Below are 23,776 nucleotides of genomic sequence, written 5' to 3'. Positions count from 1 at the left end.
TCGTCTGCTCCGACCGAGGTGCCCGTGACCAAGGTGAAGGCCGTGACGGTGAGATGGGACCACGACCACGGTGTGGCCGTGCTCGCTGCCCCCGCACCCGGCGACCGGTGCAGCGCTCATCCGTCCCTGTCGATGCCCCGTTCGATCGCCAGCCGGGTCAGCTCGACGCGGGAGTTGATGCCGAGCTTGGTGAAGATGTGCTTCATGTGGGTGTTGACGGTGTGTACGGACACGTAGAGCCGGTCGGCGACGGCGCGGTTGGTGAGGCCCTCGGCGACGAGTGGGACGAGGTTCCGCTCGGACTCGGTCAGGTCCTGCCAGCCCCACGGGCCGGCGGTGTCGGTGCGCGCAAGGACGGAACGGACGCCGAGCCGCCGCAGACGTTCCCTGATGCGTCCCTGGTCGCGATCGGCGCCCGAGGCCGACGTGAGGCGTGAAGCCTCCTCGAGGTAGGGGATAGCCGCAGCCGCCCGGCCCGTCCTGGCCATCAGCTCGGCGAGGTCCTCGCAGGCCGCGGCGAGGGCCAGTGGTCTGCCGGTGTTCCGGTAGGCGGCGACGGCGGACTCCAGGGCGCCGGCGTCGTGGTGCAGCAGGCCGTCCACGTGGGCGCGGACCGCCCCGGTGATCTGCCGGCTCCCGTCCTCCGCGGTCAGGTCGAGCAGGGCACCGCAGACAGCCTCGGCGAGCGCCTGGTGCTCGCCGCGGAGTGCAGTGCGGACGACCGTGGGCCAATGAGACGGTGTGAGGACCAGCAGACACGCCGGTTCCCCGGTCCCGAAGCACTCCGCGAGTGCGACCGCCGACGCACCCGCGTCGCCCTCCGCGTCCGCCAGGCAGGCCCGGGCGAGGCTCACCCACGGTCCGTAGCGCTGCGTGTGGGCGCCGGTGGGAGCGGCGGCGAGGTGAACCTTGGCCTTAGCGAGGTCACCGCGTCGCAGCTCCACGAGCGCCAGCACCGCGCGGGCCTGCGGGCTGGACAGGGTGATCTCCAGTTCGTCCGCCACCGCCAGGCTGGCCTCGGCCTCCACGGCCGCGTCGTCCAGGGCTCCCTGTTCGAGGAGCGCGCAGGCGCGGGTGGCGTGCCAGTGGGGCAGTGACCAGCCCAGGCCCAGCGCCTCCGCTTCGCGCTGTCCTTCCCGCAGGACCTGCTGGGCGTCGGCGATCCGGTCGGTGACGGTCAGGACGGTGGCCAGCCACAGCGCCGCGATCCGCGGGGGCCGCAGATAGAGCGCGACGGGCACGGTGCCGGCGCGCCGGGTGGCCTCCTCGGCGAGTTCGAGGGCGCGGGCCAGCCGGCCGCGGTAGAAGCAGGTCTGGGACTGGAAGATCAGGGCGCTGACCACGACGGCCGGGTCGTCGCTGCCGTGGGAGGCCTCGACCAGCCCGGTCCCGGTCCGCTCGGCGGCGGCGATGTCTCCCAGGTAGACGTGGCCCGTGGCCTTCGTCTTCAGCAGCCGGACCCGCAGGTCGGACGGCAGCCCGGGCAGATCGAGGGCCGTCTCCAGGTGGCTCATCGCGGCGGCGTCGTCACCCGCGGCCTGGTGGATCTCGGCGGCCGCCAGCCGCAGCCGCGCCTCCTGCGCGGGTTCGAGGCCCGCCGACGTCGTGGCGTCGACCAGGTCCAGCGCCTCGTGGAGCCGGCGGGTGCGGCCCAGGTACTCGACGGCGTCGGTCAGCAGCGCGATACGGCGCGGGTCGTGCCGGGGCAGCAGGCCGGCGATGCGTTGGGCCAGGTCCGCGGCGGCGTCGGGCGCCGAGGGCGACATGTCCCGTACGGCGGTGGTCAGCGTGGTCACGGCCTGGTCGTCGACCGGGCCGCCCGACAGCAGCACGTGCCAGGCCACTTCGGCGGGGCGTGCCCCGACGGCGCGCAGCGTGTCCGCCGCCTCCTGATGCAGAGCGGTTCGTATGGCCTGGGGCAGGTTCTCGTGGAAGGCCTGCCGTATGAGGTCGTGGCGGAAGGCCAGCCGGGGGCCGTCGGCTGAGAGAAGACCGGCGTCCAAAGCCGCCTCGGCGCCCGAGAGCAGACTGCCCACCCGTCTGCCGAGCATCCGGGCGGCCGCGCCGAAGTCGAATTCACGGCCGAGGACGGAGCCGATCTGGAGCAGGCGTACGGCGTCCGGCGGGAGCCGTTCCAGACGCGCGGCGATATTGCGCCGGAAACTTTCGGGAATACTGTCGTGGAGGAGGCTTGCTCCGCCCTCTTCCGCGGCGACGTCGGTGAAAGCGCGCACCAGTTCAATCGCGAGGAAGGGATTGCCCCCTACGCCGTGCAGGCGTCTTACCAGACCGGGTGACGGCCGCTCCCCGAGGACGTCGGCAGCGATGTGCCGCAGATCTCGCTGCGGCAGCGGGCCGAGGGCCAGCCATCGGGCGCCGAGATGTTCGAGGTCCTCCCGGACCCTGGCCACGATCGGCCTCTCGTTGTCCGACCGGAGGGCCAGCACCCAGAGGATGCGGGAGGCGACGAGCCGTCCGGGCAGGGTGCGCAGGACGAACAGGGTCGCGGGATCGGCCCACTGCGCGTCGTCCACGAGAACGGCCACCGGCGCGCGCTGCGCCCGCTCCTCCAAGGCGTCCGCGATGGAGTCCAGGAGCAGGAGCCGCTGATCGTCCGCGGCTTCCGCGATCCGGACGGAACCGGAGGAGGAGCACAGGGCGGACAAGAGCGTGGCTCTCGCCGCGTACTGGTCGAGCTCATCGGCGCGCACCGACACGACGTCGAAGCCGAACCGCCGCGCCATCCCGTCGAGCTCCGTGAGGAAACGGCTCTTGCCGACGCCGGGCGAGCCCTCTACGACGACGCAGCGGCCCAGCCCGCCATGGACCGCGTCCAGGGCCTCACGGACCGTCGAGATCTCGCGGTCCCGCCCCCGCAGGCTCAGCCCGGTGACGGTCTGGTCCCCGCACCCGCCGGCCTGGCTCTCGGCTGGGTTCGTGCTGCTCATGGAACAAGCATGGCGTACGGGTCGTGTCCGCTACGAGCGTGGGTTCCCATCGGCGTGGTCACGCACCCTGATCAAAGCGGAGTTTCCGTACACCGCCCGATGCGGCGATCACCTTCATATAACCCATCTGTGGGATGCCGACGGATGCCAGGGCGTTGGAATGTGGACGCGAGATGTCACCAAGGTGAGCAGCGACGAAACGGACTTGTTTGTTGAGTGGCCCCGTAACCACCGCAATTACTGCAAACGTCAAGGGACTCGGCTCCCGCTGTGACTCGCCCGCGGTACCTCGGGAGTCGGTGTCGCCGGGTTGCGGGTGGGTGCGTGAGGGCCGAAGAGCACGGAATCTGGTCATTCCCAGTCTTGGAGTAGCGAGTGCTCCCAGTTGATCTCCGACAGTTCGAATGTTTCATCGTCGTCGCCGAGGAGGGAAACGTCAGCCGGGCCGCGGCGCGGCTGCACATGACCCAGCCGCCGTTGACCCGGCGGATCGTACGGCTCGAACGGGCCATCGGCGCCCGCCTCTTCATGCGCACCCCCGGCGGTGTCGAGTTGACCGAGGCCGGTGCACTCCTGCTCGAACAGGCCTACCGGATCGTGCAGCTGACCGCCCACGCCATCGACCGCGCACGGCTGGCCGACGCGGGACAGGCAGGCTCCCTGGTGGTGGGCTACTTCGGTTCCCCCATGTTCGACACGGTGCCGCGCCTGCTGCGGGGATTCCTCCAGACCCGTCCCGCGGTGAGCCTGGTCCTCGAAAGGGCCACGAAGAACGTGCAGGCCGATGCGATCCGCGACGGACGCATGCACTTGGGTTTCAGTCGCCAGTACCGAAGCGAAACGGGGCTCGCCGTGCGACACGTCGCCAGCGAACCCCTCTACCTCGCCGTTCCCGAGGCTCATCCGCTCCTGCAGACGGGCAAGGCGGCGCTGGCCGATCTGCACGACCAGGAACTCGTTCTCTTTCCCGCGGCCCCTCGCCCCAGCTTCGCCGACGAGGTCAGCCAATTGTGCACCCAGGCCGGGTTCACGGCGCATGTGGTCCGAGAGGCCGGGGACGTGCTCACCGCCCTGGGATATGTGGCATCGGCCGGATTCTGCTCGGTGGTGCCCCGGTCCGCGACCGGAATCACGCTCCCGGGCGTCGGCTTCGTACCGCTGGCCGACACGCCTCAGGAGAGGCTGAGTTGCCTGTACCGCGCGGACGACACGCCCTCGCTCGTCCAGGCGTTCCTCGATCACGTCTCCGCCACCTCGCCCGGGGCCGGATGACCCGGGAGACGGGCCGGCGTGATACTCGTGCGGCTCGGTGGTCCGTTCCGATCGGGTATTGGCCCGTGGTGTGCGGGCGCGGTTAGCGTGATCGTGGAATCCGGTCGTCGGTCGCGCGGATGCCGGATCCCTGTCCACCTTCGTACCGCAACCCCATACCACGTGACAGCGCACCCCTCGCTCGAGGCCCTCGGTCGTGGACCGGTTGCGCAGATCCCCGTCACCTGCCCGATGCGGGCCGCGGACCGATGGCGGACCGGTGCGCGTGCACCGGGGGCGGCACGACCACCTCGACGGGAAGCAGGTCGGAGGTGCCGCCCGCACCCGGTACCGGCGGCAACGAGGCCGAACATCTCTGGACTCGAACCACGAGCCCTGTTGAATGAGGAGAGCCGTCATCATGAACGAGAACGATCCGTCCTTGCCTTCGGCAGAACTCACGGGCTTCGTCCACGAATGGCCTGCTTCACGGGTCGTGTTCGGGCCCGGCCTGATCTCGGTCGCCGCCCGTGAGGCATCCCGGTACGGCGATCGGATCGCGGTGATTCACGATCCGACCGCCCAGAGCGCCGCGGACCGGCTGACAGCGGATGCGGCGGGAGGGGTCTGCGCGCGCATCGGCGAGGTGGTGCAGCACGTACCCGTGCACGCCGTCGACAAGGCCGTGACCACCATCCGCGACGCCCGCGCGGGAGTACTGGTCTGCATCGGCGGCGGTTCGGCCACCGGTCTCGCCAAGGGTGTCGCCAGGAAACTGGAACTGCCGCTGGTCGCCATTCCGACCACCTACGCCGGCAGTGAGATGACGTCGATCTGGGGGATGACCCAGGACGGCAAGAAGACCACCGGGCGAGCGACCGCGGTCCGGCCCCGCACGGTGGTCTACGATCCCGAACTGACCCTGGATCTCCCCGCGGAGATCTCGGTGACGAGCGGTATCAACGCCATCGCACACTGCGTGGAGGCACTGTACGCCCACGATGCGTCCCCGCTGACGCGGCTGACCGCCGCCGAGGGGATCCGCTCCATGGCCCGGGCTCTGCCGACCATCCTCGAACGGCCCCGTGAGGTGTCCGCCCGCAGCTTCGCGCTGCGAGGCGCCTGGCTCTCCGGATGGTCGCTGGAGGTGGCCACCACCGGTCTGCACCACAAACTCTGTCACGTCCTCGGCGGCCTGCTCGACCTTCCGCACAGCCCCCTGCACACCGTGCTCCTTCCCTACACCGTCGCGCACCTCGCGCCGGCCGCCGCGAGCGACACCCAGGCCGTCCTCGAGAGTCTCGGAATCACCGGTCCCGTGAGCGACGCCGGCGGCCTGATCTGGGACCTCCACCGGCTCCTCGCCGCACCCACGGCGCTTGCCGGAATCGGTATGCGCGAGGCAGACGTGGACGTGGCGGTCGCAGCGGCCTCGGCGGTGCTGGCCGACCTCCCGCTGCCACCGCGTCCGGTGACGGCCTCCGACCTCCGAGACTTGATCCGGGAAGCGTTCGACGGCAACCGGCCCGCGTCGCGGTGACATGTCGTCGCGCCGCAGCACACACCCTCGATGCCGTCCCTCTGCGTGAGCGCCTGAACGCCGCCGCTGCGTGACGTTCAGGTCCGGGGCCACCGGTTCAGCCCGACGCTGTCCGATCGCCGTCGGACCAGCAGCTACGACGACTGCGCCGCCGGCCCCGGCATACGCGCGTACACATTCGGCTCGCTCGGTGCCAGGACACGGTTCGACGGGAGCGGCGCCGTGGGGGCGGAGGGGAGACTGATCGGTGGCTGCGTCGAAACGCCGTGGCTCTCTCGACGTGCCGATCACCGCCGGCATCGAGCGCGGCCACACATCACCCCGGATGCCGATCGTCAACGGGACGTAGCCCGGGTCCACGAGGCCGATGTTCCGGCCGCCGCCGTTGACGGGAAGTGCCTTCTGGGGAGGCGGGTCCGGAGCGGCCGGCCTCACCTGCCGTCCGGGGCCGGCGCGGGGGTCCCCTTTGGGATACACCCTCGTCGCCGGCCCCGGCATTGCCGTCGCCTCCTGGGAGTTCAGCGGCTGTTGATGCACGTGCCCCTCATCGGACACCGCGCGCTGTCGTGGGCTCGGGCCACCAGGCCGCGTCCGAGATCGGTGTCGCCGGCGAGCCGGTGAGCCGGGGGACGACGTCGGTGACCGTGGAGACCTCGCCCCTGTCGATCGCCTGGAACCACGAGATCCAGGTCTCGATCTGTTCCCCGGTGACACCCCGTCGCCAGCGCCGCGCGAAGGCTTCCTCAAGGGTCTCGGTCTGGAAGCGGTAGGGGCGGCCGGTGGCCGCGGCGATCCGGGTGACCGCTTCGTCGAGGGTCAGCGCCTCGGGCCCGGTGATCTCCAGGACCGCGCCGTCGTGTTCGGAGCGGGGTCCGTCGTCGAGGGCGACCGCCGTGATCACCCGAGTGATGTCCTCGTGGGTGACGAAGGCGGCCCGGCCGGTGTGCGCCGGGCCCCTCACGACGAAGTCCTCGTCGGCGAGGGCCGCCGGTGTCGACGAGTACCAGCCCGCGCGGAGCACCGTGTGACGGATTCCGGACCCGGCCAGGAACTGTTCGGTCGTCCACTGGTCGCGTGCGTTGAGATACGTGGCGACCGGGGAGGCGCCGACGAGGGACACGTACAGGACGCGCTCCACGCCGACCGCCGTCGCCGCCTCGATCGCGGTCGCGTGTTCCTCCAGTCGGCGGCCCGTACGGTATCCGGAGACCAGGATGAGGGTCGACGCGCCCTCGAGTGCCTTGCGCATGGCCGGGGCGTCGTCGTAGGCGGCAGGACCGCGCCGCTGGGCACCCGGCAGGTCGGACATACGGTCAGGGCTGCGCCCGACGAGGAGCTGGGGCACGCCGTGCAGGGCGAGCCGGGCGGCGATTCTGCTGCCCAGCGCACCGGTCACACCGGTGACCGCCACCGCGGCGTGGTTCTCCTCAGACATGGGCATGGGTTTTCCTCCATCCGGGGCCGCGGTCGATCGCGGAACCCCTTGAATCCGATTGCTTGCCTAGAAGGGGCGCGTGTCGCGCACCGGGCCGGTGACCGCGGGGAGTTGAACGGACCGCGCGACTCGCGGATCCGGTCATCCCGGGCAGGGGCCAGGTCGGAGGCCAGGTCTGAGGCCATCCGTCGCGACCGGACGCACCCGTGTCTCGCGCTCGTCGAAGGTCCGCGTCGGTCCGGCTGACGGCCGACCCCGTGCGCGTCGTGCGGGCAAAGCCGCACCGGAACAACGAACTTCAGGCGCAGGGCGCTAAGGGCTGTCCCGTGATCCCCGGCGGGCGCACGACGACAGCTACGGCACCTCGCAGCGTTGTCGGGCTCGCCCGAACACGCCCAGTATGAGGACGACCCTCCGCCTTGCGATGCACCGCATCCGACGCCGCGCGCTGATCCACCAGGGATTACGGGACAGCCCTTAGTCGACCAGCCGGCCGACGCAGAAGTTGTCCATGTGCTTGAGCGCCGCCTTGCTGTGGAAGTCGGAGAACTCCGCGGTCGCGTCCCGCCCGGCGTACATGCGGGCGACGAACGCTCCGCCCGGGTGGTGGTCCTTCCACTCGCTGAAGTCGTACACCTTGCCACCGATGACGATCCAGCAGTCGTCGAAGGTGTTGTGCCCCGCGAGCTCGTCCCTGGTCACCTCCCGGTCGCCGGTCGACGGATTCTGCGGTTTCCACAGGTTGCGCATCACTTCCCTGCGCGCGCTGGCGATCACTTCTCGGTCGCGGAAGTCCCACGGGCCGAGCTTCTTCCTCGGCAGCGTGTCCCCGACGTTGCGTGCGTCGAAGTCGTAGATCCACGCGTCGTCGTTGCCGGCTCGCTGCTCGTGGGCGAACAGCGGGAAGTCGCGCTCGTCGGCCGCCGCCAGCAGAGCCTTGCGCTCCGGTGTGTCCTCGGGCTCCAGGACCTTGAAGTTGAACTTGGACGCGAACTGGAAGCGGCTCGCCCGGTAATGCCTGACGCGCTCGTAGTGCAGAAGGGCGCTGTAGACGTCGTCGCCGTGCAGCTTGAAGCAGCTGCTCAGCGCCGCGCCGTCCTCAAGGGTCTGGTTGACTCCCTGACCGAACGTCGGAAGCATCGGGTGCGCCGCGTCCCCGAGCAGGCAGATCCGGCCCTCCTGCCAGTCTTCGAGAGCGTCCCGGTCGTAGAGCCCCCACTTCGTCGGTTCGACCATCGCGGCGCCCATCGCGAGGATGTCGTCCTTGCGAGGATCGCCGGCGAACGCACGCTCGGTCGTCTCCAGGATGTCGGCGTTCTCGATCGGCTTCCAGCCCGCCCAGTCCTCGGGGAACTCACCCGAGTCCGGGGTGTACACGCCGTACCACACGTTGAGCAGTTCCCCGCCGCGGACCCAGTACGTCATCACCCACGCGGTGTCGTGCCGGCGGGTGTCCATGCTGTACGAGTCGATCGGGTTGTGGTCGAGCGGGCTGCCGTCCGGCTTCCGCAGGGCAGCGACCTTGTCGCGCGGGATCAGTCCCCGGTAACACACGACGTCCGTCCAGCGCCGCTGCCCCCTGCCGGGCCACGTCTCCTTCAGTACCCTGGACCCGATTCCGTCGGCTCCGACCACCAGGTCGGCGGTGACCGTCGTCCCGTCCTCGAAGACGGCCGTCGCGCGGTGCTCGTCCTGCGACAGCTTCGTCAGACGCTTGCCCATGTGCACGCGGACGGGGCACTTCACACCGGACTCGGGGCCGAGCTCGCTCACCCGCTTGTGCAGGCACATCAGCAGGTCCTGCCGGTGCATGTGGTGGAAACCACCGCCTTGGCTCAGCTGCTCCGGCGTGTTGTACGGGATCGGCTTACGAGACACCGACCCGTCGGCCAGTATCTCCCGGGACGCTTCCAGGATCGCGGCACGCCCGCCGTCCGGCACGCCGTCGGGGCCCTTGGGGTCGCCACCGTCGAGGTCGACGCCCAGCCAGTGGCACAGCCGGGCACCGTTGGGGGATATGTTCAGGCCGGCGCCCGCGGTGGTGGGAGTCCTGGTCTGCTCGTAGACGTCGATCGAATCGAACACGCCCTCTGCTTCACGGAGAGCCAGGGCGGCGAAAAGCCCTCCCATTCCGCCACCGATGATCACAGCATGCATACGTCCTCCAGGTCGTCTTCGATTCAGGAAGGATTCGGGTGGTCACGCCGGGCACGTTCAGCAGACGTTAGGCACCGGCGTCGTGTGCCGTCCAATACCGAGAACTCGCCGCCGTCATACCTTTCGCGACCCGCGTCATGCAGCCGGTTGTGTTTTCTGACCGCCGGTGGATTCCACGGTCCACGACAGCCGAAATCGCGTACGCCGGGTCGCGTGCGGACGCGCGTCGGTCGGCGGCTCGGCCAGTCCCCGCCGCTCCAACAGCCAGCTCAGCCAGCACTGTTCACTGACTCATGGATCTCATGGCGACGGACTTGCCGACATGCCCCGGGAGTTCGCCTCGATAGCGTGATACCCGTACGGCACGGTGGGCCGTTCCGATCCGGTATTGGCCGGTGTCGTGTGGGTGCCGTTAGCGTCGTCGTCGAATCCGGTTGCCGGTCGCCCGGATACTGGATTCCCGTTACGGCGGCTTCCACAGGAGGATGAGATGGCGGATCAGCGTGTTGTGGAGTTGTTCGACGAGTTCATGGAGATGGTGAAGGACTTCATTGTTCGTCACCGTCTTCAGTACGAGGACTACGCGGCGGTCACTCGGTATCTGGTCCGGGTGAGCGAGGCGGGTGAATGGCCTTTGTGGATGGACAATTTCCTCGAGGCGACCGTGGACACCACCAGTTACGGCGAGGGTCCGTGGACGCCGAGTGCCATCGAGGGCCCCTACTACAAGCCCGGGGCGCCGCTGCTGAGCCGGCAGCCGTACACGCTGCCGATGCGCCCCGACGAGGCGGGCGACAAGATGCTGTTCAAGGCGTCGGTACGCAATCCGGCCGGGGAACCTCTGCCCGCGGCGGTGATCGACGTGTGGCACGCCACCGACAAGGGGCTGTACAGCTTCATCGACGCGGGCATGCCCGACGACTTCATCCTGCGGGCCCGTGTTCCCGTCGACGAGGACGGCACGACGGCGTTCCGCAGCATCCGTCCCGCCCCGTACGAGATCCCGAAGAACGGGCCCACCGGCGACCTGCTCAACTCGGTTCTGGGCCGGCACACCTGGCGCCCCGCTCACCTGCATTTCAGGATCACGGCCGAGGGCTACAAGCCGTTGGTGACGCAGCTCTACTTCGAGGGCGACCCCTACCTGGACAGCGACTGCGCCGAGGGCGTGAAGCAGGGCCTGATCATTCCGCTGAGCAAGACCGACGTGGACGGCGACAGCTGGACGCACGGCGAATTCACCTTCGTACTGCAGCCCCAGTAGCCGCGAGAAAGGAACCGGTACTCCGATGTGCCATGTCCACTCCACCGCTCCGCGGCCCAAGCTGACAGTTCGTCAGGAAAAGCGGCGAACAGCCGGTACCGATCCGGTTCCGTACCTGGTGTTCGAACCCGACACAGTCCGTGCGGGAGGTGCCGAGGCGCCTCAGATCGTCATCGCGTCCGACATCTTCGGGGTCAACCCGTTCTACCGGTACCTGGCCGGCCTGCTCGCGGAGCACGGCTACCGCACGATAGTCCCGGACCTGTTCCACCGGGTCGGCGAGGCCAGGGACTCAAGCCGGGAAGCCGCGTTCGCGCGGCGTGCCCTGCTCGACGACGTCCAGGCCGTCGGCGACCTCGGCAAGGTCATCGACGAGATCGGTGGGGGGACGGGACGCTTCGGCATGCTGGGGTTCTGCCTGGGCGGTACCTTCGCCCTGCTGGCGGCGTCGAGCCGGCCGAACCAGGCGACCGTGACCTACTACGCGTTCCCGAGGGGCGTGGCAGGGGCGAAGGTCCCGACGGACCAGCCGATCGCGGTCGCCGCCCGGATCCCCGGTCCGGTGCTCGCCTTCTGGGGCCGGCAGGACTACATCGACCCGGACGAGGTGGACCTGCTGGAGGCGGCACTGGAGCGGGCACCCGGCGAGCACGAGGTCGTCTGGTACGAGCGCGCCGGGCACAGCTTCCTCGCCGGGTTGTCCGAGAAGGGACACGAGTCGGCGGAAGCCGCCGCCGACTCGTGGCACCGCACGCTGCACTTCTTCCACGGGCACCTCGGCGGTTCGCCGGCGGCGGGAGAGTCATGAGGGGCTGGAACACGGCACGCCGGGTGAGGGTCGAGGGGCGAAGGCAGGTCGTAGACGACGTCGTCGAGATCCGGCTGGCCGATGCCGCGGGCGGGCCGCTCCCGGCGTGGGAGCCGGGAGCGCACATCGTCCTCGGTCTGCCGGCCGGCCTGACCCGGCAGTACTCACTGTGCGGCCCCGACCGGGAGGACGGCAGCTGGATCATCGCCGTCCACAGGTCGCCGACGTCGCGCGGCGGCAGTACGTACGTCCACGACGAACTGGACGTGGGGTCCGTCGTCCCGGTGGAAGGTCCCTACAACAACTTCCCGCTGGTGCGGGCAGACCGGTATCTCTTCCTCGCCGGAGGTATCGGGATCACCCCGATCCTCAGCATGCTGCGGCAGGTGCGGGCCGCCGGCGTCCCGGATTTCGAGTTCGTCTACTGCGGCCGCCGTCGCTCGCTGATGGCCTACCACGACGAGATCGTCTCCTGGGCGGACAGCAGGGTCACCATCCATGCCGATGACGAGCAGGAGGGCCTCGTGAACCTGCAGGCGCTCCTCGACGGACACAGGGGGTGGACCGTGTACTGCTGCGGGCCGGAGGCAATGACCCGGGCCGTGGAGGATCTGGCACTGGATCCGTCGGCGGTCAGAGTCGAGCGCTTCCAGCCGTCGTCGCGGGCGGCCGCCCCGAACGACACCGGCTTCGACGTGGTCATGTCCGATTCGGGACACCGGGTGCGGGTCGGCCCGGACCAGTCGATTCTCGAAGCTCTCGAAAGCGAGGGCTACGACCTGGACTTCGACTGCCGGGACGGCATCTGCGGCACGTGCGAGACCAAGGTGGTCAAGGGACTGCCCGACCACCGCGACGACGTGCTGGGCGAAGCGGAGCGCGCCGGGAACACGGTGCTGATGATCTGCGTGTCCAGGGCACTGAGCGAGGAGCTCGTCCTGGAACTGCCCGAGTGACGAGACGACCCCCTGATCGGCCTGCACCAGGCTTCGTCCAAGAAAGGAACATCCGTGAGCACGCTACGGATCGGCAAGCTGCGGACCACGATCGTCGACGTGCCGACGTCCCGGCCGCATCGGTTCGCCAACCACGAGATCCGCCACCAGAGTTACCTGCTGGTGGAGGTGCACACCGATGCCGGTGTCATCGGCATCGGTGAAGGGGTGTCGCCGGGCGGTCCGTGGTGGAGCGGCGAGAGCATCGAGGGACAGCAGCAGCTCATCGAGCTCTACCTGGCCCCGGTACTGGAGGGCATGGACTGCCTGGCGCTCCCGCTGATCCGCGCCGCGATGGACAGGGCGAGCCACGGCAACGAATTCGCCAAGGCCGCCGTGGAGATGGCAGTCCTGGACGCCACCGGTCGGGCCCTCGAAGTGCCTGTCCACCGCCTGCTCGGTGGTGCCGCGCGCCCGCGGCTGCCCGTGCGCTGGGCACTCAGCGGCAGCGGAGAGCAAGAAGTCGTCGACGAGGCCGTCGAGCGTCTCGGACAGGGGCACCCCGCGCTGAAACTGAAGCTCGGCGCGCTGCCGCCCGCCGAGGATCTCAAGCGGGCCGGCCGGCTCATCACCAAAATCGGCGCCGACTGCGACTACCTCGTCGATCCGAACGGAAGCTGGGACTACCGCACGGCGGTGACCTGCGTGACAGAGCTGGAAGCGATGGGCGTGAGCGTGGTCGAACAGCCGGTCGGCCGCCGGGACCTCGCGGGGATGGCGGCGCTGGTCGAGCGGTCGACGACCCTGCGCATCATGGCAGACGAAAGCATCTGCCGGCCCGGTGACGCGATGTCCGCCGTCACCGCGAGGGCGTGCGACTCGGTGTCCGTCAAGATCGGGAAGGCCGGTGGGCTGCGGGCGGCGGTGGAGGTGGCGACGATCGCCAACCACGGCGGTCTGCGGTGCTACGGCGGCACCGCCATCGAGACCTCGATCGGTACCGCGGCCGCCGCGCACGTGTTCGCCTCGGTGCCGGAACTCGAGATGGGGTGTGAGCTCATCGGGCCGTTGCTGCTGCAGGACGACCTCACCGTGACCCCCGTCCGCTACGACGACGGTCACCTCGTCGTGCCCGAAGGCCCAGGGCTCGGCGTGGACATCGACCGGGACCGGGTCGACAGATACAGGCGGCCACGGTAGCCAGACCGTGGCCGCGGGCCGGCGTCCCGATGCCGCGCCACAAAACGGCTGACAGGCGGCGACCGTCCTTCCGCAGGACCGAACTCCACGACCGCACCCGGGTCCGTGCCGGAGTCCCGGCTGTTCCACGCGCCGCACACATACGAGCAGTGCCCCCGCCGGCGAGCACGCGGCGGTATCCCCCGCGCGCCCCGAAGTCGCGGGTCCTGCGTCCGCGGGTCCGCGTCCCCTCCCACCGGCCGACGGCCGGACAGGCGCCCGCGTCACCGGAACACACCCTCACTGCAACACACCATCACCGTAAAGGAAGAACGCCGTGTACATGATCGATCTCGCGTACGTCGGGCGGGGCCCCCACGAGGAACTGGTGACCTACATCGCCGACCAACAGGGCTTCTACGCCGACGAGGGCGTGCACGTCGCCCTCCGCGACGGCTGTACCTGGGACTCGGAGCAACTGCGCCGCGTCGCCGTCATCGGGCTCGGCCGGACGGTTCTGTCCAGGCTGAACGAAGGCATCCCGTGGGTCGCGCTCAATGTCAACACCGCCCGCCCGCTGTTCTGGTTCCTCGCCCGTCCCGGCCTGACCTCCCTGGCCGACCTGGCCGGCCGGCGGCTGGCGGTGACTCCGCCGCACACCGGCCCCGGGGTCTTCACCCGGATCGTGCTCCGCCAGGCCGGCATCGACGTCGACCGTGACGTCCAGACGATCGTCCGCTGGCCCGGCGACTACGCCATGGACCTGCGCCGGCTGCGGGAGGGCGACATCGACGCCGCCATGGTCGGCGACACCATGGCGCCGGAGGCACTGGCCGTCGAGTACGGCTGGGAGGTGCTGGCCTTCGTCGGCGACCACTTCCGGATCCCCACCGTGGGCGTGGCCGTCGACCCCACCTACATCGACCCGGACGGTCCCGCGGTCCAAGCCGTCGTACGAGCCCACCGGCGTGCCCTGGAGGTGATCCAGAAGGATCCCGAGACCACGGTGCGCTATCTGCAGACATTCCTCGGCCGGCACACCGCGGACGAGGTCCGAGCACACTACGAGAAGTTCATCGCCCCGCATTTCAGCACCGACGGCCACACCGATCTAGCCACCGCAGAAGCCGGGCTCACCGCGGTCGCCGCCGAACTCGGTGTCCCCGCCACCTTCACCGCGGCCGAGTTCTACCGCACGGCCACCACCGCACCGTAGAGCCCCCTGCGGACGGCCGCGAAGACCCGCCTCTGCCGCGGAGACAAACGCCGGAACACGAAGCCACGAACCAAGAGAGGAAGAGACCATGAAGGAGTTTCTGGTGGAGCTGACCGCCCGTGTGCCCGAGGGCACCGACCCGGCGGAGGTCGACCGGCGCCGTGCCGCCGAGGCCGTGCGGGCCAGGGAACTCGCCGCCCAAGGCCATCTGTTCAGGCTGTGGCGGCCGGTCGGCGAGTTTCGCGTCATCGGCGTGTGGCGCGCCGACGACGAGACGCAGTTGCGCGAGGGAGTCCTCGGAAGCCTGCCGATGTGGCCGTGGGCGACCGCGGCGATCACCCCGCTGCAGACGCACCCCAACGACCCGGGCCCGGCAGTCAGCTGATGTCCGCGAGGTGTCATGCGGAGGGTGGCGGGTCGTTCACGTGAGACCAGCCCCGCCATCTCCACTGCCGGTGGCCCGCATCGACGGTGTTCTGGGCGCCGTGACGGTGAGCGCGGGCCACCGTGGCGTCACGGGCCACTCGGCACCCTCCGGCTGTGGCAGGAGCCGATGTCCAGCCGGGAGACATCACCTGTGGTGACCGGTCGGGCCACCAGGACGTCGCCGACGACGCCGAACTCTTCCCGGCGATGACCACCGTGGCCAGTTCGTACGAACCCGTGAAGCCCTTCGGCGTGGCGAAAACCCGTAGATGGCCGGCCTCACGGCACCCGCGGTCCGGCTCGGCCTGCACCTCTTCGAGGAACTCGACCGGGCCCGGTCCTTGGCGGTGGGCCGGCGCACCACGGCGGCCCTCGGTCGCATGGAGAAGCCGAGCCCACGTCGCCCTGGTGGGCGACAGACCCCAAGCACGGGTTCGAGCCGCCTCCGTCGCCGGTGTACCGCGTCCCGGAGATCTGCGGGTTCCGGCCGCGACCAGAACGGGGGAGGGGGCCGGGCGCAGGCAGTCGCAGCCGCGCTCGCGATTCTCCCGACGGAACGGAACACAGTGGCCCGAATCGGTTGGTGTGTCGGAGACACCCTGGTGAAAGCGGTGCCACCACGGCGGGACCGCAGGGATAGGGTCGGCGCTGCGTAGTGGCGTTCGGCTGAGGGGAGTTGGCAGTGGCAGGGGGGACGCCTAAGGACCGTGGTCGGCTTCCGGCGCTGTCCGCGCCGCGGTTCGTCGGCCGGGACGGTGAGCTGGACGCGCTCGAGTCGGCCGTCCAGAGAGCCCCCGTGGTCGTGTTGGTCGAGGGTGAGGCGGGTATCGGCAAGACCAGGCTGCTGCGTGAGTTCCTGGCGTCCCAGGAGGAGCGGGGGCGGCAGGCTCTGGTCGGTGCCTGTCCGGAGCTGAGGGTTCCGTACACCCTCGGAGCGGTGGTGGACGCGGTACGCGATGGTGTTGACAACGTTGCCGGTCTCGGGCTGAGCGGACTGGGAGGTGCGTTGCGGCCCCTGTTCCCGGAGTGGGCCGACGACCTGCCTCCGGCGCCCGAGGCCCTGGAGGACGCCACCGCGGCCCGGCACCGTCTGTTCCGGGCATTCATCGAGGTCCTAGGCCGGCTCGACATCTCCGTCCTCGCCCTGGAGGACGTCCACTGGGCGGATGAGGCGACGCTTGAGTTCCTGCTGTTCCTCGTCTCCCGCCGGCCGCAGCCGGTGAGCATCGTGCTGACCTTCCGGCGGGACGAAGTGCCCTCGGCCTCCCTGCTGTTGCGGCTGTCCTCGCGGCTGCCGTCCGACGCCCACCTGGTCAGACTGACACCGCGGTCGCTGGACGTGGCGCAGACTGCCTCGTTCGTCTCGTCGATGCTGGCCGGGGAACACGTGTCGAACGAGTTCGCGGCGTTCCTGCATGCGCGCACGGAGGGCGTGCCGCTGGCGGTGGAGGAATCGGTCCGGCTGATGCACGACCGTGCCGATCTGGTCCGCCGGGACGGCGGTTGGGCGCGGCGTCGGCTGGAGCGCATCGAGGTTCCGCCCACGATCCGCGACGCCGTGCTCGAACGCGTGCAGCGGCTTCGCCCCGACACCCGCACCGTTCTCTACGCGGCGGCGGTGCTCTCCGGCCCGGCGGACTGCACGACGCTGCTCGCGGTCACAGGTCTGCCCGAGGAGCACTTCGCTGCACAGGCGGCCGAGGCGCTCGGCAGCGGCCTGCTGCGCGAGGACAGGTCCGGGCAATGGTCGTTCCGGCACCCGTTGGCGTCCTATGCCGTGTACGACGCCATCCCGGCCGGTGACCGACGGGCCATGCACCTGCGAGCCGGCCGCGACATGGAACAGTGGCCGGTGCCACCGGTGGCCCAACTGGCGCGCCATTTCAGGTTGGCCGGGGACGCGGTGGCCGCGTGCCGGTACACCGAGGAAGCGGCCGACCTGTGCATCCAGTCCGGGGACGTGGCCACCTCGGCGTTGCTGATGCACAGCCTGGTCGCCACCGTGTCACTTCCGGCCGCGGCGCTGGTACGCCTGGTGACGAAGATTCAGTTCCAGGCCCTGTCCGGTTCCGACCCGCACGCACCGGTCGTCGAGTCGCTGCGCGCGGCCCTCGCCGGCCAGGTCCTCACACCGGTGGAGCAGGCGTTCGTCCGTTTCCAGGTCGGCCGGGTCCTCATGGCCGCCGGCGAGATGGACGCGGGCCGCAGCGAAATCCTTGTCGCGGTGGGGCATCTGCCGCTGGGATCAGCGGAGTTGGCGCGTGCTCGCATCCTGCTGGCGCTGCCGCTGGGGAGCCCGCGGCCGATCTCGGAGCACCTGCGATGGCTGCAGGAGCCGCCGCTGCTGGCACAGTCGATCCCTCCCCTCGACCGGCTCCGCCTGTCGGTGGATCGCGCTTTCGCGCTGCTCACGCTGGGCGAGGAGGCGGGATGGACCGCCGCCCGGGAGATCCCGGACGACGCTCTGGATCCCAGGGCGGCGTCCATCGTCACGATAGGCCACACCAACGTCGGCGAGGAGGCGACGCGCTGGGGACGGTACGAGGAGGCGGGCGCCCGGCTGGCCAAGGCCAGGACCCTTGCCGAGCGCCACCTTCTCCTGGACTACCTCGACAGCATCGCGTCCTCCCGGGCTCACCTCGACTGGTTCACCGGCACCTGGTCAGGACTCGCCGAGTGCACCGCACGCCTGATCGGCGACGCCGGCGGTGTACGGCTCAAGGACCGGTGCGAGGCGGCACTCGTCGCAGGCCTGCTCCAGGCCGCCGGCGGAGACCGGGAAGAGGCGAGGGAACAGCTGCGATTCGCCGGACGCGACGACCAGCAGCGTATCGAGGCCACGGCCGCGCTGGCCCAACTGTCCCTGCACGACGGTGATGTGGAAGAAGCGCTCCGACTGACCGACCAGATCGCCGAGATCGCCGTGGGCGGCGGTTTGTGGTCGCGCACCGTCGAGTTCACACCGGTGCGCACCGCGACCCTGCTCGCCGCGGGCCGGTTCGGCCTCGCCTGGGAGGTGGCGAACGCTTTCGCCCGGGCCCTGGGCGACCGTGATGCGCCGGCTCCCCAGGCGTCGTTGACGCTGTGCCACGCGCTCCTCGCCGAGGCCGACGGCCGCCTGGCGGAGGCCTCCACACTGTTCGTCCGTGCGGCCGCCGCATGGGAGGCACTTCCGCGCCCGTACGACGCGCTGCTCGCCAAGGAGCGCTCCGCCCGCTGCCTGCTCGCGGACGGCCGGGACGACGACGCGCTGCCCGTGCTGGTTCAGGTGGCAGGGGCGCTGACGGAACTCGGAGCTCACAACGACGCCGACCGGATCGTACGGCTCCTCACGGGGCGAGGCGGGAACACCCTCCCCGTGGCGCGTGGCCGGGGCCGTCCCGGGTACGGCAACCGGCTCTCGCCGCGCGAGCTGGAGGTGACCCGGCTGCTGGTGGAGGGGCTGACCAACCGGCAGATCGCCGACGCTCTGACGGTGTCGGCGCAGACGGTCGCCAGCCAGGTGAAGTCGGCGATGCGCAAACTGGCTGTGACCTCGCGCACGGCACTCGCGGTCCGGGTCGTCGAGTCGGGCCTGATCGGTGACCTGGCCGTACCGCCCCTGAACGACGAGTGAATTCCGTCGGCCCGGCGACCCGGACGACGAAAAAAAGCGGCAGCGGAACGACCCTATTAATTCCCGCATCTGACCGATCGTGCCGGAAGCCGGCACGATCGCACACTCGTTGCCATGCCTTCCGCTGTGCCACCGACGCCCGAGTCGAAAGACGACCAGCCCGAGCCGGTACTTCCTCCCCAGGAGGACCAACCCGTGCCGGCCGGAGGGCCGTCCGAGGCGGCGGGCGTCACCACCAGCCGCGGCGGCGGGTCCGGTGCCGACGACGACGCCGAGTACGAGCCGCTCTGACGCGGCAGCCCATGCCGCGAGGCTCCAGGTGCCCCGGGTCCGTAGGAGGGCGCGGTGTCCTCGTACGGACGAGCGGCTCACACCCACCCGCCGCGGACCTGCGGCCCGAACCTGTGCCCAGGATCCACGTCGTTCCTCACAAGGGAGAACTCTCAGATGAGGTCAAGCCCAGGCAGACGCGTCCACAGACGCTGGGGCGCGGTGACCATCGGCCTCGCGGTCTTCGGCGCGCTCGTGACGCCGACGGCCCACGCCGTCGAGCCGGCTCCGCGGCCGGAACCGTCCGGTGTCGCACGGACGAACAGCGCGCAGGCCGCCGCCAGTGGCGACCTGGCACGGGTCGTCTCCGCGGCCGGCGGATCCGTCCCGGTCACGCTGGTCACCGGCGACACGGTGGACGTCGGAGTCGACGACCACGGCAAGCCGGTCGTCCGCGACACAGACGTCGCGCCGAGGCCGGACGGTCTGCCGGTCGTGCTGCACACCCTCACGCGCCAGGGCAGGGTGTACGCCGTGCCGGACGACGCCCTCGTCCTGGTCGGCCAGGGCCTGCTCGACTGGTCGCTGTTCGACCTCGACGAGCTGGTGACGCTCCACGCGGCAGGCAGGGGCGACACGGTACCGGTGCTCGTCACGTACACCGACTCCGCCACGGGCGCCAAGACGCGCAGGGTCGCCGGCGCCCTCGGCGGGCGGGCACTGCCGAGCATCAACGGCCGCTCGCTGAAGATCGACGACAACGGGCAGTGGTGGCAGGGAGTGCGGGGCAAGACGGCTTCCACCCCGGCGACGGCCCGGTCGGCCGGTTCCCTGGCCGGGGTCAAGAAGGTCTGGCTCGACGGACTGTCCCACATCGACCTGGAGCAGTCGGTACCCCAGATCGGCGCGCCGGTCGCCTGGAAGCGCGGCTACGACGGCACCGGCGTGACCGTGGCGGTACTGGACACCGGTATCGACGACACCCACCCGGACGTGTCCGGGAGCATCGCCGGGGAGGTCGACTTCACCGGCAGTCCCCACGGTGCCAAGGACGGGCACGGGCACGGCACCCACGTCGCGTCCACCGTCCTGGGAAGCGGCGCCGCCTCCAACGGGCTGCGCAAGGGCGTGGCACCCGGCGCCAGGCTGCTCGTGGGCAAGGTCTGCGACGACGAGGGGCAGTGTCCCGACGACGCGATCATCGCGGGCATGGACTGGGCAGCCCACTCCGGGGCCAAGGTCGTCAACATGAGCCTGGGCGGTGAGCCCACCGACGGCACCGACCCGCTGAGCCAGGCGCTGAACGAACTCAGCCGGTCCACCGGAACCCTGTTCGTGGTCGCGGCCGGCAACTCCGGGTTCATCGCGCAGAAGGTCGTCGCCCCCGGCTCGGCCGACGATGCGCTGACCGTGGCCGCCGTCGACAAGAACGACGCGATGGCGACGTTCTCCAACCGGGGACCGCGCATCGGAGACGGAGCCGCCAAGCCCGACATCGCGGCCCCGGGCGTCGACATCACCGCGGCCCGCGCCGCGGGTACGACCATGGGCACTCCGGTGGACCAGTACTACACCACCGCCAGCGGAACCTCGATGGCCACGCCCCATGTGGCCGGCGCCGCGGCGATCGTCGCCCAGCAGCACCCCGAGATGACCGGCCGGCAGATCAAGGCACTCCTGATGGACACCGCCTCCGATCTGGGCCACGACCTCTACGCCCAGGGCGCGGGCCTCGTGGACCTCGCGACCGCCACCAACCCGCAGATCGTCCCGAAGGGGAACCTGAACTTCGACCGTCTCGCCTACCCGCAGCCGGCGCTGACGAAGAAGATCACGTACACCAACAGCACCGACAGGGCGGTCACGTTGCACCTGACGCTGCCGGTCACCTTCGGCGACGGCAGAGCAGCCCCGGCGAAGTTGTTCACCCTCAGCACGGACACGGTGACCGTCCCCGCGAACGGATCCGCGGACGTATCGGTGACCGTCGACCCCACCGTACTGGGTACCGACGGCCCCTACGGCAGCTACAACGGGCTGCTGAGCGCTCAAGACGACTCCGGCGCGATACAGGTCGGCTCGAGGATCCACACCTTCCTCGAGGCGCAGAGGTTCCCGCTCACCCTGAAGATCGTTCCCCCGGCCGGCGCCACCGACGTCCGCTACGGGAACACCACCTTCATGCCGGTCGACGGCCAGGTCTACCTGCACTCCGGCCAGATCATCGAGACCGGCTCCGACACCGTGACCGAGCAGCTGTTCCGCGGCGCCTACGCGGTGCAGACATCGGTCAGCTGGCGGACCGCGGACGGCACCCTGCAGCAGGCCGCGCCCACCGCGCCGGAGGTGAGCCTCACCGAGGCGACCACGGTCACGCTGGACCTGCGCAAGGCCAGGCGGCTGACCGTGCAGTACCCGGAGTCCACCGAGACGTACAGCGCGATCGACACCGTCAACCGGGTCTCGGCGACCGGAGCATGGACGATGGGCTCGGTGCTCAGCTACGCCTACCGGGCCGCCGCCCCGAACTGGTGGGTGCTGCCCACCGGCAAGGTCAGCCAGGGCACCTTCACCCACGACTTCTACAGCTCGGCCGCGACCGCCGTCACCACCCTGCGTGCCACCGGCGGCGGTGCCTCCACCGGTCTCTCCGCCCGGTACGTGACCCCGAACGCGGCGCTGTCCGAGACACAGGCATGGCTGCGCGACAACGGGGACCCGACCACCCGCGAGGCCTCGATCCCGATTCCCCGGCTACCGGTCAAGGGAGACCTGCCGGTGGTGTACGCCGGATCCGGTTCCGCCGCCGAACTCGCGCAAGCCGGTGTCCGCGGCAAGCTCGTACTCCTGACGCCGACCGACATCTGCCAGGGCATCTGCGACTACGCCAAGTTGCGCGACGACCGCGTGGCCCCCGCTTCCGCCGCCGGCGCCGTCGGCGTGCTGGTCGCCGCACCGGGCCTCACCTCGCTGGGCCGGCCCTCGGAATTCGACCAGTGCCTGGACGGACCGCAGAGCTGCCCGGCGATCCGGTCGTACGCCGCGCTGCCCGTCGTGAGCGTGCCCTACGCCGAGGCCGAAGCACTCATCCACCGGATCAGGGCCGGCGGCCCGCACGTCCGGATCAGCCTGGGTGGCAGCGTGGTGCCGAGGGCGTACGTGGCGACCTACCACGACAACGGACAGATCCGGCCGGCCACTTACCGGCTCCGAAAGGACGACCTCGACCGGGTCGACCTCTCCTTCCACGCGGCGCGGTCCGGCGTGGTGCACCAGTTCAGCTGGAAGCAGCCCATCCAGGGCGTCACCGCCTCATCCCTGGTGTCACTGCCGCAGCCGCCCACACAGCAGGTCATGACGGTCTTCGTGAAGCACGAGGACAACTCCATCAGCCAGTTCACCGCCTCCTGGGCCGAGACCGGAGCGGACCACTTCCTGGCGCACAACCGCCAGGAGACGAACGACGTCGTCCTCACCGGCAGGAACGAGATCCACTGGAACGCGGGGCCGTCCGTACCGGGCGCCGCGCAGCAGGTGCGGACCAAGTCCGGTTTCTCGGTTCCGACCGGGCCGTGCTCGGGATGCCGGCAGGGTGACACCTTCTACCCCACCCTGTACCTCACGGGCAGCGGTGGCGGCCGCCAGGCCCTGATCGGCATCGTCGACGACGAGCTTCTCCAGCACGACTTCAGCGATCTCGCCTCGTGCGGTACGGCTCCCTCACCGGCCGTGCCGAACCTCGACCACACCTGCGACTTCGAGCTGCTGAACGCGTCGGGTGCCGCGATCGAGCGTCACACGCAGCACCTCCCCGACCAGGACTGGACGAGCCTGTGATGGCACCTTTCACCGCGAAGGAGACCGAATCGATGAACATCCCGGTGCCATCGGCACGGCGCCGCAGGGGGGCCCTCATGCTGCTCGCAGCCGCGGCGGTGATGGTGCTCTCCGGCTGCAAGGGCGGTGACCTCGTCTCGTACGACCTGCCGGCGAAGTCCGCCCGGTACACGTTCGAGACGAACACCGACGGAGTCAAGACCGTGTGGCACTACACCTCGGCCACGGCGGCCAAGGACGACGCACCGACGCAGAGCCCGTGCATCGGCGAGCTGGTCGGCGGCAACCGGGCGGCATGCCGCCCGGAACCTCTGATCTTCCTGCGCTACGACCTCGGCCTGGCCCTCGACAACACCGCCAAGGCCGGGGAGAACCACCAGGTGACCATCGTCGGCTACTACCAGCAACGCCTCACCGACCTGCCCGAGGTGACGTCCCTGAAGGCGGAGACCACCATCGACGGCGGCAGCACCTGGCACCCGGCGACGACCAGGGCGTCGGGTAGGAACACGTTCACCACGACGATCAAAGACCCCCGGCGGGACCAGGCTGCCAAGGGCGTCGGACTGAGGATCAGCGCGACCGACAGCCAGGGCGACACCGTCACACAGACCATTCCCACGGCGTACACGCTGCGCTGACGGCATCCGTCAGCGTGACCCGAAACGGCGGGGGCGGGATCGAATCCGCCCCCGCTCGCGCCTCTTGCCACAGGGGACTTGCAGGGTGCTCTGCGCCAGTAGCGGTGTCTGGTGATCGGTCCTGCCGACTTGCTGCGCGGGGTGGTGCGACCACTGGCTGGGCCGGGCGGTTCAATGTGGAGACGAACGATTCCCCGTGGGGTCGTCTCCCGGTCTCGGACCAGCGGGAAGTGGACCGCCTGACAGCCGCCGG

General features: G+C 70.2%; 15 protein-coding genes. 12 read left to right on the top strand and 3 right to left on the bottom strand.

The window, feature by feature from the left end; all coding sequences use genetic code 11:
• Window positions 1–116: 116 nt before the first annotated feature.
• Complete coding sequence (locus ACFXI4_RS13500) at window positions 117–2,948, bottom strand: helix-turn-helix transcriptional regulator (RefSeq protein WP_384990102.1); 2,832 nt, start codon at window positions 2,946–2,948, stop codon at window positions 117–119.
• A gap of 375 nt (window positions 2,949–3,323) precedes the next feature.
• On the opposite strand from ACFXI4_RS13500, the gene ACFXI4_RS13495 reads away from it, so the two are divergent.
• Complete coding sequence (locus tag ACFXI4_RS13495) at window positions 3,324–4,220, top strand: LysR family transcriptional regulator (RefSeq protein WP_384990100.1); 897 nt, start codon at window positions 3,324–3,326, stop codon at window positions 4,218–4,220.
• A gap of 400 nt (window positions 4,221–4,620) precedes the next feature.
• Window positions 4,621–5,739, top strand: a complete 1,119-nt coding sequence (locus ACFXI4_RS13490; RefSeq protein ID WP_384990099.1) for a maleylacetate reductase — start codon at window positions 4,621–4,623, stop codon at window positions 5,737–5,739.
• A gap of 544 nt (window positions 5,740–6,283) precedes the next feature.
• On the opposite strand, the gene ACFXI4_RS13485 is transcribed toward ACFXI4_RS13490, so the two are convergent.
• Together ACFXI4_RS13485 and ACFXI4_RS13480 are read right to left on the bottom strand one after the other, a co-directional pair.
• Window positions 6,284–7,180 (bottom strand): NAD(P)H-binding protein, encoded by an 897-nt coding sequence (locus ACFXI4_RS13485; protein WP_384990097.1) that lies wholly within the window; start codon window positions 7,178–7,180, stop codon window positions 6,284–6,286.
• Window positions 7,181–7,651: 471 nt separating this feature from the next.
• A complete protein-coding gene (locus tag ACFXI4_RS13480) occupies window positions 7,652–9,331 on the bottom strand; it encodes a cytochrome b5 domain-containing protein (protein ID WP_384990095.1) in 1,680 nt (559 codons plus the stop codon).
• 490 nt (window positions 9,332–9,821) lie between these two features.
• On the opposite strand from ACFXI4_RS13480, the gene ACFXI4_RS13475 reads away from it, so the two are divergent.
• The 10 genes from ACFXI4_RS13475 to ACFXI4_RS13430 all read left to right on the top strand — a co-directional run bounded on the left by ACFXI4_RS13475 (window position 9,822) and on the right by ACFXI4_RS13430 (window position 23,523).
• Window positions 9,822–10,595: a dioxygenase gene (locus ACFXI4_RS13475; RefSeq protein WP_384990094.1), complete on the top strand. Its 774-nt coding sequence runs from the start codon at window positions 9,822–9,824 to the stop codon at window positions 10,593–10,595.
• A 118-nt stretch (window positions 10,596–10,713) separates the two neighbouring features.
• A complete protein-coding gene (locus ACFXI4_RS13470; RefSeq protein WP_384990093.1) occupies window positions 10,714–11,403 on the top strand; it encodes a dienelactone hydrolase family protein in 690 nt (229 codons plus the stop codon).
• Window positions 11,400–12,359 carry a PDR/VanB family oxidoreductase gene (locus ACFXI4_RS13465; protein WP_384990092.1) on the top strand — a complete coding sequence of 320 codons (960 nt, stop codon included), beginning with the start codon at window positions 11,400–11,402 and terminating at the stop codon, window positions 12,357–12,359. Before ACFXI4_RS13470 ends, ACFXI4_RS13465 begins: the two co-directional genes overlap by 4 nt.
• Window positions 12,360–12,413: 54 nt before the next feature.
• Window positions 12,414–13,538: a muconate/chloromuconate family cycloisomerase gene (locus tag ACFXI4_RS13460; protein ID WP_384990090.1), complete on the top strand. Its 1,125-nt coding sequence runs from the start codon at window positions 12,414–12,416 to the stop codon at window positions 13,536–13,538.
• Between the two features lie 322 nt (window positions 13,539–13,860).
• Window positions 13,861–14,733, top strand: coding sequence for an ABC transporter substrate-binding protein (locus ACFXI4_RS13455; RefSeq protein ID WP_384990323.1), 873 nt, complete (start codon window positions 13,861–13,863; stop codon window positions 14,731–14,733).
• 88 nt (window positions 14,734–14,821) lie between these two features.
• On the top strand, window positions 14,822–15,118 hold the full coding sequence (locus ACFXI4_RS13450; protein WP_384990088.1) for a muconolactone Delta-isomerase family protein: 297 nt from the start codon (window positions 14,822–14,824) through the stop codon (window positions 15,116–15,118).
• Between the two features lie 723 nt (window positions 15,119–15,841).
• Window positions 15,842–18,775 (top strand): ATP-binding protein, encoded by a 2,934-nt coding sequence (locus tag ACFXI4_RS13445; protein ID WP_384990087.1) that lies wholly within the window; start codon window positions 15,842–15,844, stop codon window positions 18,773–18,775.
• Window positions 18,776–18,889: 114 nt separating this feature from the next.
• Window positions 18,890–19,066: a hypothetical protein gene (locus ACFXI4_RS13440; protein ID WP_384990086.1), complete on the top strand. Its 177-nt coding sequence runs from the start codon at window positions 18,890–18,892 to the stop codon at window positions 19,064–19,066.
• 156 nt (window positions 19,067–19,222) lie between these two features.
• Window positions 19,223–22,882: a S8 family serine peptidase gene (locus ACFXI4_RS13435; protein ID WP_384990085.1), complete on the top strand. Its 3,660-nt coding sequence runs from the start codon at window positions 19,223–19,225 to the stop codon at window positions 22,880–22,882.
• Window positions 22,883–22,959: 77 nt separating this feature from the next.
• Entirely contained in the window at window positions 22,960–23,523 is a 564-nt protein-coding gene (locus ACFXI4_RS13430; protein ID WP_384990084.1) for a hypothetical protein, read from the top strand.
• Window positions 23,524–23,776 lie beyond the last annotated feature (253 nt).

Source organism: Streptomyces sp. NPDC059224 (genome assembly GCF_042754285.1).
Lineage (GTDB): Bacteria > Actinomycetota > Actinomycetes > Streptomycetales > Streptomycetaceae > Streptomyces.
Note: the sequence above shows the minus strand (reverse complement) of the source record. Positions and strands in the feature narration are given on the sequence as shown.

Excerpts from the sequence above, each read along its gene's own strand:
- ACFXI4_RS13500 (WP_384990102.1), bottom strand. The coding sequence starts at position 2,948 with ATGAGCAGCACGAACCCAGCCGAGAGCCAGGCCGGCGGGTGCGGGGAC.
- ACFXI4_RS13490 (WP_384990099.1), top strand. The coding sequence starts at position 4,621 with ATGAACGAGAACGATCCGTCCTTGCCTTCGGCAGAACTCACGGGCTTC.
- ACFXI4_RS13485 (WP_384990097.1), bottom strand. The coding sequence starts at position 7,180 with ATGCCCATGTCTGAGGAGAACCACGCCGCGGTGGCGGTCACCGGTGTG.
- ACFXI4_RS13480 (WP_384990095.1), bottom strand. The coding sequence starts at position 9,331 with ATGCATGCTGTGATCATCGGTGGCGGAATGGGAGGGCTTTTCGCCGCC.
- ACFXI4_RS13475 (WP_384990094.1), top strand. The coding sequence starts at position 9,822 with ATGGCGGATCAGCGTGTTGTGGAGTTGTTCGACGAGTTCATGGAGATG.
- ACFXI4_RS13465 (WP_384990092.1), top strand. The coding sequence starts at position 11,400 with ATGAGGGGCTGGAACACGGCACGCCGGGTGAGGGTCGAGGGGCGAAGG.
- ACFXI4_RS13455 (WP_384990323.1), top strand. The coding sequence starts at position 13,861 with ATGATCGATCTCGCGTACGTCGGGCGGGGCCCCCACGAGGAACTGGTG.
- ACFXI4_RS13450 (WP_384990088.1), top strand. The coding sequence starts at position 14,822 with ATGAAGGAGTTTCTGGTGGAGCTGACCGCCCGTGTGCCCGAGGGCACC.
- ACFXI4_RS13440 (WP_384990086.1), top strand. The coding sequence starts at position 18,890 with ATGCCTTCCGCTGTGCCACCGACGCCCGAGTCGAAAGACGACCAGCCC.
- ACFXI4_RS13435 (WP_384990085.1), top strand. The coding sequence starts at position 19,223 with ATGAGGTCAAGCCCAGGCAGACGCGTCCACAGACGCTGGGGCGCGGTG.
- ACFXI4_RS13430 (WP_384990084.1), top strand. The coding sequence starts at position 22,960 with ATGCTGCTCGCAGCCGCGGCGGTGATGGTGCTCTCCGGCTGCAAGGGC.